This window comes from Breznakia pachnodae (genome assembly GCF_030814225.1).
Taxonomy (GTDB): Bacteria; Bacillota_I; Bacilli_A; order Erysipelotrichales; family Erysipelotrichaceae; genus Breznakia; species Breznakia pachnodae.
On sequence record NZ_JAUSUR010000004.1, the window covers coordinates 296467 to 307859 of the forward strand.

Below are 11393 nucleotides of genomic sequence, written 5' to 3' on the forward strand. Positions count from 1 at the left end.
TCAAACTTTTGATTCAGAATTGATACCTTCAAATAGTGATAATACTCATGCTTATTTATATGTTAATGAGCAATGAATTAGCTATCATTACGTAAATAAAACACCTTTTTTTTATCTATATTTATTAATAAAGATTTTCAAGAATAGAAACTCGATAGCTCCCTTTCACAATAAGAAATGAAAGAATTGTTGATAATAGGATTGTGCCCATTGATACAATTAAATTAGCTTGAACAACATGTGTAAGAGCGGCAATTATCCAAACATGACCACAATAAATCAAAGTAGACATTGACCGTAGCACTCTTGTGTCTGACAACTGTGATTTCGTTTGAAGTAAAAAAGCAAATAGAAAGAATGTTAGTGGAATCAAAGATAAGTACATTGAAGACAAATCAGTGAGTAGATGTTGGTACTGAAGAGTATATACCTCTGCACATAACAAAACTGAACTGATAACTAACCCTACTCTAATAAAGCTTGTTCTAAATCTAGGAGTATATGCTAAGATTGCACCAATCACAATATAAATAGATACAAAGAAGATTCCATTTCTGGTAGTATCAAATATTTGAATAATTACTAAATTAATGGAATGCAGGAATGGAACTTGTTCTAAAACAGGACTATACATATTTGATAACATTCCAATAACATATAGAAGAAAAGTAATTAGCATTGTAACTGGCATTCTAACTTTTTTGAATATTAAATATACAATCCATGTTCCCATAAGTAATGCGGGTAAAAACCATAGATGATAAACGCTACCATTTAAAAATAGATTTTTAATGAAATAAACAGAATTAAAAAGATTATCACTATTTAAGGCATTTATATAAATAATTGGTAGATACAGAATTGTCCAAATTAGATATAGTTTTAAGATTCTAAAACTATATCTTTTCATAATCCCAAGTTCTTCTTGCTTAGTATCAGATGACCGTATTTTTTTAAATAAGAAATAACTTGAACAGCAACAATAAAATGGTACTGCAATACGAGCAAGTATTTGAACAATAACTAAATTTAAATCTGGAGCAATTTCTTGAAATGGAAATGTGTGAATACAAATAACTAACAATGAACTCACATACTTCGCTATATCAATCGCAAAATATTGTTTTTTCATAACTGTTTCCTCTCTCTTTTGAAAACTGTATGCTTGTATTATTATATTAACACATTAATATTGATAATGATAGAAAATTATTGATTTTATTTATATTCAATAAATAATAAAAGAATGCAATTAATAGATTCTGAACTAAAATCAGACTATATAACTACATTCTTTTTATTATAAACCTTATATATTTTTTAATATTTCATCAAAGCCATATATCGCTTTACCATTATCGCGAACGTTTTAAGATCCTCTTTTCTTCTTAGAATCATAATAATATTATCCGGCTTTGATTCACTCTCTATAATATGAACGTTTCCACCCTTATCTATCATTTCAGATATATCATCCAATATCTTTTGAATTTCATCATCAATATCCTTATGATCAAACAAGGATTTAGAAACTAACTCTGAAATGTGATGATATGAAATAACATGATGCTCTTCTTTGGGAATACCAAAAACACGAACCATTGCTGGATAAGTGGTTAACCATACATTTCCACTTTTTCGTATTTCATCAGGATTAAATTTGTTACGTTCGACCGCTTTTCTAATTGTATTCCCATCAGAGAATCCCCATTTTTCTGCAGCTTCACTAAACGTTAACACTTCACTTAAATCAATCACAATAATCCTCCATATCTCTTTATCATTATAAAGGTTCTATAATATGAAGTATAGTTAAAATGGTGTTTTTTCTTTTATATCTGCTAATGCTTTTTCTCCATTCATTCTACCAAAAACTAACATATCAATAGAATCAACCGGAATTCCATATGGTTCAACCACTTTCATTACCTCACCTTTTAAATGGCGCATCTGAGGAGCAATCCAAATTCTAGCTAAACGTTCACCTAGATTATTTTTAATCATATATTCTTCTCTTATGAATGTAGTAGGACCATAAGCTAATAATAAATCATACTTTTTATCAAGTTCCTCATAGTTTTTTAGTATTGAATCAATATCATCTACTAAGATATTTTCTCCCTCAGCTGCCTGTTTAATCTTCAAGCAGAAGAAACTAGAGGTTCCTCCTCCAGAACAACAAATATAAACTAACATGTCAATTCCTCCTTTATAAATCTTTTTGACTCTGTAATAAATTCTTTTTCTTTATCTTCAAATACTGCGTGTCCACAATTCGGGTAGAGATGAAATTCAATATTAGGGTTTTGAACTTCGTATATTACATCTACTATATTTTTTGCAATACATATCTTGTCATCTTCACCTTGAAGAATCAAAGTAGGTATTTTTATATCTTTAATTACATCAGTAAAGAAGTGTTTAAAAAACCAATCTGACATTGCTGCAGTGTGACGTAAAGAATTTGATGAATTGAATGATGAATAGATATAATTTGATATTAATTCATCTTTAAAAAATAATTCAGGAGTTCCTTTAAAAGAAGATAATACCTTTATTAATTTGGATGATACTTTAGAAGTATAGTTTCCTTTCATACCATCAAAGAGTTCTATTGCCTGTCTGCGGTTAAATAAGATTGCAGGACTGCTTAAAATTACTTTATCTACTAATACACCTTGTTCTATAGAAAGGCAAGCTAAGCAACCACCAAAGGAACAACCAAACAATATTACTTTATCCAGATTGAATCGTTTTTTCATATCATTAACAACTAGTGATACATCATCTGTAATTAACTGAATGCTTAATCCCTTTTGCAAATCATAAAGCGATTCGCCACTTCCTCGCTGATCAAAATATACGCAACAATAGTCTTGATGGAAAGATTGAAAAACTGGTAGTTCCATAATTGCCTTTGCACCACTACCAGGTCCACCATGAAGAAAAAGAACACCAGTCTTTGAGTTCAATTCCCCTTGAGCATATACTTGTAATTCACAATTATTAATTAATAATTTATAGTTCATCTTACCACCTTCGGTTGTCACTACTTAGTGACAATTATATAATATCACTATATTCTCCTTTATGCAATTCATTAATCATAATAAAAATCATTAAACATAACTACTAATAGCTATATCTAATGATTTCATTTATTATTTAAGAATTGAATTCAATGTCTGCACCGTCTCCATTGCATCTTTACAATAATAATCAGCACCTATATCGCTTGCTATATCTGCTGTTAACACTGCACCTCCCACCAGGATTGGGCAAACATTCCCTTCTTCTTTCAATGCTTCAATTGTCTTTTTCATTGAAAGAACCGTTGTTGTCATCAGTGCACTTAGTCCAATTGCTTTTGGCTGATGTTCTTTATAGGCATCTACAACTGTCTGCACAGGAACATTCTTTCCGAGGTCAATTACTTGATATCCATAACTTTCTAAAACAACTTTTACAATATTCTTACCAATATCATGAATATCGCCTTCTACAGTAGCCAACACAATCGGTCCCTTTTGCTGACTCTTGTCAGTTTCAAAACATGACTGTACTACTTCAAAAGCTTTCTTTGTTGTTTCGGCTGATTGAATTAATTGTGGTAAAAATATGATGCCTTTCTCATATTCTTCTCCTACAATATTTAGTGCAGGAATAATAATCTCATTCACAACAGTTAATGGCTCTTTGGTTTCTAACTCTTTTTTACAAACTTCAACCACTTCTTCCTTTAACCCTTTTTTTATAATTTCTGATAATGTGAAATCTGTTTTTGTTGCTGTTACTTTTTGTTCTTTACTCTGATTTGATTGCTTGTTAATATAATGCTCGCTATCAATATCTATATAATTGATTACATTAAACGCATCAATTGTCCCCATCAGTTCATTGTCTAATGGATTAATAATTGGTAGATTTAGTCCAGCATTCATTGCCAACGTCAAGAATGTACGATTCAGTAGTGCTCGATTTGGTAATCCAAATGATACATTGGAAACTCCAAGCACTGTACTAACCCCCATTGCATTTACCATCTCTACTGCTTTTAGGGTTTCTTTCACTTCTTTTTGCTGAGCCGATGCTGTTAAGGTAAGACAGTCAATAATAATATCTTTCTTATCGATACCATATTCTTTTGCCGTTTCGATAATTCGTTTCGCTATATCTACCCGTTCTTCTGCAGTTAACGGAATCTCATTATCTAAGGTTAATCCAATAACAGTACCACCATATTTTTTAACAATTGGAAAGATACTTCTCATTACTTCTTCTTTACCATTAACTGAATTAATCAGTGGCTTTCCATTATAATAACGACATGCTTGTTCAATTGCATCTGCAGATGAACTGTCAATTTGTAATGGCAAATTGATTACTTCCTGAATCATTTTAATAACTTTTGTCATCACAGCTACTTCATCAATTCCTGGAACTCCTACATTTACATCAAGAATATCAGCTCCTGCCTGCTCTTGAGCAATTGCTTCAACCAATACTTCATCATAATGTTCTTCTAATAATGCTTTTTTTAATTTTTTCTTTCCAGTTGGATTTAATCGCTCACCACAAACAACTACTTTATTAGTAATTGTTACTGTTTGGGTATGACTTGATACTTTTGTTAGTGATTCCACTGATCTTTGCTTAACATTTGTAACATTTAGCTTCTTTAGTTCTTCTATAAAGGCTGGAGTTGTTCCACAACATCCCCCTACAATAGCAACACCATCATTAAGAACATCTATTAAATAATTTGAAAATTCATCTGCTTGTAAATGATATACCGTTTCGCCAGATTCCAATGTAGGTAAACCAGCATTTGGTTGAATCATAACTGGAACGCTTGCTGTTGCCAATAATTCTTCAATAATTGGTTTTAATTCTTCCGGTCCCAGTGAACAATTCACACCAAGTGCATCTACACCTAATCCTTCAACTACATTCACAAAGGTTTCTGGGTTTGTTCCAGTTAGTGAACGACGATTTTGTTCAAATGTCATAGTAACAAAAACTGGTAAATCACTATTTTCTTTAACTGCAAGAATTGCTGCTTTTACTTCATATAAATCACTCATTGTTTCAAGTAATACAACATCTACTTCATCTTTTACAACTTCTACCTGTTGTTTTACAAGAGTATAAGCTTCATCAAATGTTAGAGTTCCTGCTGGTTCCAGTAATTGTCCAATTGGTCCAATATCAAGAGCAATATAGGAATCACTTACTCGATTTGCTTTTTGTTGAGCAATCTTTGCATTTTCTACTGCTGCCTTTATCATATGCGTATACTTATATTTTGATTCTTCCATCTTTAGTGGGTTACATCCAAATGTATTTGTAGATATAAAATCTGCACCTGCATTTAAATATGCCACATGAATATCCTGTATTAATTCAGGATTTGTAATATTCAGTTCTTCTGGAATATCTCCACCTTTTAATCCTGCTACCTGAAGTTGTGTACCCATCGCACCATCAAATATTAGTAACTCTTTCCCCAATCGTTCTAATAACATGTCTGATTCCTCCTTAGAAACTCACAATCATTTAGTTGCCTACATCCTTTGCAACTTTTTGTTTTTTCTACTTTGCCAATCCCAATAATCCCAAGCATTGTTTTCATTGGAATAAATAAATCATTCTGATCTATTGATATTCCTAAATGTTTATATAAATTCATCCTTGTCGCAAATAAGCGATTTAACGACAGTGGTATATCACTATATCCTGGAGCATAACGATAACTTCTATTTTCTGGAAGATACTTATCTTCATACTCATCACACCCAACTTCTAAATATGCACTTGCCACTGCATCAAAAACAATTCCTTTACTCATATCATAAGATGCGTAATATTTTATTTTTTTATCAATCTGTACTCCTAGTGTTGAAGCAATCACAATACACTCTTTACAATTTTCTAAGTTAAATTCCAGACTTTCAGATGAAATCAGTATGTCCAACTCTTCAACTCTTAATGGATGTTCTAATGAATATCTTTGCCAATAAACTTTCAGTTGAGCAATTTCCATAACTTCTTTTACACATTCATCAAGTAAGTTATCAAATGATTCTGTTAATTCCTGATTTGTATGACCAAGATATTTGAGTGCCAGTTGTTTAATCTTGTTCATAATAAGACTTCAATATAGAAGGAATATTAGAAAAGATACTTTTCGCAATTTCTGGACGATTCATGGTATAAATGTGAATGCCATCTGCACCATTGGCAACTAAATCAATAATCTGATGGACTGCATAATTAATCCCTACTTCTTGCATCGCTTCTGGATGATTATAAAACTTTTGTATTTCGGTAGATAACTGATACGGAATTGTACATCCACATAGTTTTGCTGTTCTTAATAGTTGTTGTGAATTTAAGGCTGGCATAACTCCAGCCAAAATGGGAACATCAATTCCTATTTTACGTGCTTCTTTTACTAAACGGTAATAGTAATTATTATCAAAAAAGATTTGAGTAATTAAATATTCTGCACCAGCATCCACTTTCTCTTTTAATGCCTTTAAGTCATTTTCAAAACAATCTGCTTCCTGATGAACTTCTGGATAACAAGCACCACTTATACAAAATTCATCTGGAAACGCTTCATGAATAAATTTAGATAAATCTTTTGCATAAGCAAAATCAGAATTCACTTCTCCTGTACTATCTAGCGGCTGATCTCCTCTTAGGGCTAGAATGTTATCCACATTCTTTTCCTTTAACTCATTACAGTATTTCAGTACATCCTCTTTGGATGATGTAATACAGGTTAAATGAGCTACGCTTTCAATCCCATATGTATTCTTTATTACACTCGATATTTCAACTGTTTTCCCAACTGTTGAACCACCAGCACCATAAGTGACACTTATAAAATCCGGATTCAAGTGAGATAACTCTTCAATTGTCTGATAGATTGATGAGATATCTCCACTTTTGTTCTTTGGTGGAAAAATCTCAAAGGAAATTGTTTTTTTCTGCTTTAAAATATCACTTATTTTCATAATACGCTCCTTAATTTTATTTTAAAAAAGGATAGACTTGTCTAAATGTGACACCTCTACCCGATAAAAGTGCATTGCTAATCCTTACAAATAATACATAAAACTATCATTAAAATTAATCTGATCAAATTTTTCCATTAAATCATATAATGAAATCTTTGAGAAAAATTCAACTATATGATTTTGAAATGGATGAAACACCATTTCAAATGAAGTTATTTCTATATTATTTGAGGGAGACTCTTCTGCATCAAATAAAGATGATTCCGTTGCCTGTAATATATTTAATACAGATATTTCTTTTGCATCACGCGAAAGTCGATAACCACCTTTAGGTCCTTTTATTGATACTACCAACTCATTTCCCTTCAGTTGAGAGAATACCTGTTCCAGGTATATTTTAGAAATGCCTAACTCCTCTGATAAAGAAACAAGTGATTTTAATGTCTTTGATTCATAGTATTCAGCTAATAATATCATTGCTGATAATCCATATTTTGTCTTTGTGGAAAATTTCATAGATCCTCCTAATTACAACTATTATAGCATAATCATAACTTCATTTATGCAATTAATATGGGTTTTAGTTCATACTTATAAACTTTTTCAAAAATTGTTTTGTTCGTTCTTTCTCAGGATTTTGAAATAACACATCAGGACTTCCCTGTTCTACAATCTCTCCATCCTCAATAAAGACTACATGATCAGCCACATCTCTGGCAAACTGCATTTCATGAGTTACAATCAAAGAAGTAACATGTTCATTTGCCACCTCTTTGATAACATTCAACACTTCACCTACTAACTCTGGATCTAATGATGATGTTGGCTCATCATATAACAAAATTTCTGGTTTCAAAGCCAATGCTCTGGCAATTGCCACTCGCTGTTTCTGACCACCTGATAATGTTGCTGGATATGCATCTTTCTTCTCCAGTAATCCTACTTTTTCTAATAGTTTTACTGCCGTTTGATTAGCTTCATGTTTGTCTATTTTCTTAACCACCTTAAGTGCCAATGTGATATTCTCTAGAACTGTCTTATTACTAAAAAGATTATAGTTTTGAAATACCATTGCTGACTTCTTTCGCACCTCTGCTATTTTGGCTTTATCTAGTAGCGCTAAATCATAGGAAGTATCATCTATCTCAAGAACCCCAGAGTTAGGTTTCTCCAATAGATTCAAACATCTTAGAAAAGTAGATTTGCCACTTCCACTAGGACCTATAATCGCAATTGTTGTACCTTCTTTGATTTGCATACTAAGTCCATTTAACACATTATTCTCATTAAAACTTTTATGTAAATTTTCTACTTTAATCATGACTTCACCTCTATGTAAGCTTCATTTCGTAATGACGTTCTAAGAATCGCTGCAGACTACTTAATACGGTACAGAATAGAAGATAAATAAATGCTACTTCTAAATAAAGAATCAATGGTTCATAAGTAGTTGCCACAATTCTTTGAGTCACCATAAACATTTCGCTGACTGTTATATTCGCAGCCAGTGAAGTATCTTTCAATAAACTGATAAACGTATTAAATAGTGCGGGAATAGCATTTCTCAGTGCTTGGGGAAGAATTACATGAATCATAATCTGAAAGTAATTCATCCCTACCATAAATCCTGCTTCTTTTTGACCACTGTCAATTGCTAGAATCGATCCTCGAATTGTTTCTGATGCATATGCACCCACATTTAATGAGAATGCTGTAATGGCAGCAGGAATTGGATCAAGTAGTATTCCAACATTCGGTAACCCATAAAATATAATAAATATTTGAACTAATAACGGTGTTCCTCTAAAAACCCAAATATAGAATCTGCTTATTGTTTTGAAAACTGGTATATTTGCAACTTGAACTGTTGCTGTTGCAATCGCAATTAGCAGACCAATAGCAAATGATATCAATGTTAATGGAATAGTATACAAGAATCCAGGAATAATTATCTTTCCAAATGAACTGACAATTATATCAAAAACTCTACTGTCCATATTTATTCACCTGCTTGTGTAGAAATATCTTTTCCAAAGTATTTTTCTGAAATTTCCTTTAATACTCCTTCGTCTTCTAATTTCTTTAAAGCATCATTAATTGCTTCTTGTAGGTCTTTGTCATCACTTCTTATAAGAAAGGCAGTTCTTGAAACTTCATCAGATGTAGCAGCGATTTTCACTCCTGCATCTGGTTTGTTTTTTATATAATCCAAATATGTTACATTATCATTTACTGTTGCATCCGCTCTACCTTGTGTAACTAATGAGACGGATTGATCAAATCCCTCTGTCCCAACTATTTCAGCACCATACTCTTAAGCAATCTTCGCCCAGTTTGAAGTAATTGTCTGTGCAGATTTTTTTCCTTCCAAATCTTCAAATGAAGTAATTTCTGTATTATCTTCTGGTACAATGATCACACCTTGTGAATATGTGTATGGAGTAGAAAATAAATATTTTTCTTCTCTTTCTTCAGTGATTCCTACCTGATTTGCAACAATATCATATTTACTTGCATCTAAACCTGCAATAATTCCATCCCATTTTGTCTCAACAAATTTTACTTCAACACCTAACTCCTGCGCAACAGCTTCTATAATTTCTACATCATAACCAACTAATTTATCATCTTCATAATACGAAAATGGTGCATAAGTTCCTTCTGTAGCAACTGTAATCACTTTATCATCTACTATCTTTTCATATGTTGTTTGTTCTTCATCACCAGATGCACAGCCACTGACTACTAAACCAAAGGCTATTGCAACTAACGTGTATTTTATTTTTTTCATCTTTTTATCTTCCTTTCGCTTTATCCAAAGCTTGTTTTAAATCATCTATTAAGTCTTGTGCGTCTTCAATTCCTATTGCAAACCGTATCAGGTTATCTGCAATTCCTAACTTATCCAATAATTCTTTCGGATAAGATTCATGAGTCATAGTTGCAGGATGACACAGCAGTGACTCTACACCACCAAGACTCACAGCTAATGCAAAAATTTCTAATGAATTAATGAATTTCTTAATATCATATTCTTTCTTTAAACGAATCGAGAATACCGCACCAGAACCTGTTGCCTGGTTACGTTGAATTTCATAACCTTCATTGCCTTTAAGTCCTGGATAATAAATTGCTTCAGCAATATCTGCTTTATCAATAAACTCAATTAATTTCTCTGTGTTCTCCTGATGTTTTTCTAAACGAAGTGGAAGTGTTTTAATTCCTCTCGCCAATAAGAATGAATCAAATGGATTTAGAACACCTCCGTACGTATTATGAAGAAATTTCAATCGTTCATTTAATGCATCATCATTTAATACTACTAATCCAGCAAGTAAATCTGAATGACCCCCATAATATTTAGTAGCAGAATATACTACTATATCTACACCCAAGTCTAATGGTTTTTGGAAATAAGAAGTTAAGAATGTGTTATCTACAATCAGAAGAATATCATTCTTCTTTGTAAACTCTGCCAGTCTTCTTAAATCTGTAACATCTAACAAAGGATTAGATGGTGTTTCAACAAATATTCCTTTTACATCTTTATCAATGGTATTTAAATCTAATTTATTCAGATCTGATACCATTTCATATTCTATTCCATGAGTAGGAAGAATATCTGATACATAACGATAGGTTCCTCCATAAACATTTGAATTCACTAATACTTTATCTCCACTTTTGAATAATCCAAACACCAGTGATATTGCTGCCATCCCAGTAGCTGTTGCGAATCCATATGTTGCACCTTCTAAATCCGCTACAATCGTTTCAACATTCTTTCTGGTAGGATTACTCCCTCTGCTGTATACATATTCACCGAATTCATCTAATCCCTTCTGGATAAACGTTGATGATACATGAATGGGAACATTCACTCCATGTATTGTATGATCATCACTTAAACCTGAATGAATTGCTTTTGTTTCATATTTCATAAAATAATACCTCCACTTTTAAAAAAAAGACCTCTCGGCCTAATATAAAACATCTCTTTTGATTTCTATAAAAAGCTCCTATTTAAATATATTCATTTTTCCTTTTGCATCATACAACACATCATAAGAATACCCCTCTTTCTGATAACATACTATTCATATATGTTATCTATGTTATTTGTTATTATATAGAAATTTAATTGGTAACGCAAGTAATAAATAAAAAAATCTTCCATCCCATAGGACGAAAGACTTCGTGTTACCACCTAATTTTGCTATTATCTCACAACAATAACCTCTTCGAGTACTATCATACTCTATCGCTTTAACGGGCGAACACGTCAATACCTAACATCTCTGCTCAGTATGCAACTCCGAAACCATGTTCACAAATCTACTCTTCTTACTCACTTTCACCATACGTGAG

The 11393-nt window shown here is 32.1% G+C and carries 13 protein-coding genes and 1 other annotated feature (1 of these 14 running past the window's edge); all 13 genes read right to left on the reverse strand.

Annotated features, from left to right (window positions below):
* Positions 1–124: 124 nt before the first annotated feature.
* On the reverse strand, positions 125–1132 hold the full coding sequence (locus J2S15_RS12465; protein ID WP_307408801.1) for an acyltransferase family protein: 1008 nt from the start codon (positions 1130–1132) through the stop codon (positions 125–127).
* A 188-nt stretch (positions 1133–1320) separates the two neighbouring features.
* The gene (locus tag J2S15_RS12470) at positions 1321–1758 is read right to left on the reverse strand and encodes a helix-turn-helix domain-containing protein (RefSeq protein WP_307408803.1); all 438 of its coding nucleotides are present in this window, start codon (positions 1756–1758) and stop codon (positions 1321–1323) included.
* 54 nt (positions 1759–1812) lie between these two features.
* Positions 1813–2196 (reverse strand): PTS sugar transporter subunit IIB, encoded by a 384-nt coding sequence (locus tag J2S15_RS12475; protein WP_307408805.1) that lies wholly within the window; start codon positions 2194–2196, stop codon positions 1813–1815.
* Entirely contained in the window at positions 2190–3029 is an 840-nt protein-coding gene (locus J2S15_RS12480) for an alpha/beta fold hydrolase (RefSeq protein ID WP_307408807.1), read from the reverse strand. The genes J2S15_RS12475 and J2S15_RS12480 overlap by 7 nt, the downstream gene beginning before the upstream one ends.
* A gap of 132 nt (positions 3030–3161) precedes the next feature.
* A complete protein-coding gene (locus tag J2S15_RS12485) occupies positions 3162–5525 on the reverse strand; it encodes a homocysteine S-methyltransferase family protein (protein WP_307408809.1) in 2364 nt (787 codons plus the stop codon).
* Positions 5516–6145: a hypothetical protein gene (locus tag J2S15_RS12490; protein WP_307408811.1), complete on the reverse strand. Its 630-nt coding sequence runs from the start codon at positions 6143–6145 to the stop codon at positions 5516–5518. Before J2S15_RS12490 ends, J2S15_RS12485 begins: the two co-directional genes overlap by 10 nt.
* Positions 6132–7022: a methylenetetrahydrofolate reductase [NAD(P)H] gene (gene metF / locus J2S15_RS12495; protein WP_307408813.1), complete on the reverse strand. Its 891-nt coding sequence runs from the start codon at positions 7020–7022 to the stop codon at positions 6132–6134. The genes J2S15_RS12490 and metF overlap by 14 nt, the downstream gene beginning before the upstream one ends.
* Positions 7023–7106: 84 nt before the next feature.
* Complete coding sequence (locus J2S15_RS12500; protein WP_307408815.1) at positions 7107–7541, reverse strand: RrF2 family transcriptional regulator; 435 nt, start codon at positions 7539–7541, stop codon at positions 7107–7109.
* Between the two features lie 64 nt (positions 7542–7605).
* Positions 7606–8346 carry an amino acid ABC transporter ATP-binding protein gene (locus tag J2S15_RS12505; RefSeq protein WP_307408817.1) on the reverse strand — a complete coding sequence of 247 codons (741 nt, stop codon included), beginning with the start codon at positions 8344–8346 and terminating at the stop codon, positions 7606–7608.
* 10 nt (positions 8347–8356) lie between these two features.
* Positions 8357–9022, reverse strand: a complete 666-nt coding sequence (locus J2S15_RS12510; RefSeq protein ID WP_307408819.1) for an amino acid ABC transporter permease — start codon at positions 9020–9022, stop codon at positions 8357–8359.
* A 2-nt stretch (positions 9023–9024) separates the two neighbouring features.
* Entirely contained in the window at positions 9025–9324 is a 300-nt protein-coding gene (locus tag J2S15_RS20315; protein WP_370872538.1) for a PhnD/SsuA/transferrin family substrate-binding protein, read from the reverse strand.
* Between the two features lie 15 nt (positions 9325–9339).
* Positions 9340–9816, reverse strand: coding sequence for a transporter substrate-binding domain-containing protein (locus J2S15_RS20320; RefSeq protein WP_370872533.1), 477 nt, complete (start codon positions 9814–9816; stop codon positions 9340–9342).
* Between the two features lie 4 nt (positions 9817–9820).
* A complete protein-coding gene (locus J2S15_RS12520) occupies positions 9821–10966 on the reverse strand; it encodes a trans-sulfuration enzyme family protein (protein WP_307408821.1) in 1146 nt (381 codons plus the stop codon).
* A gap of 237 nt (positions 10967–11203) precedes the next feature.
* Positions 11204–11393: a binding site (T-box leader), on the reverse strand (it continues 49 nt past the right edge of the window).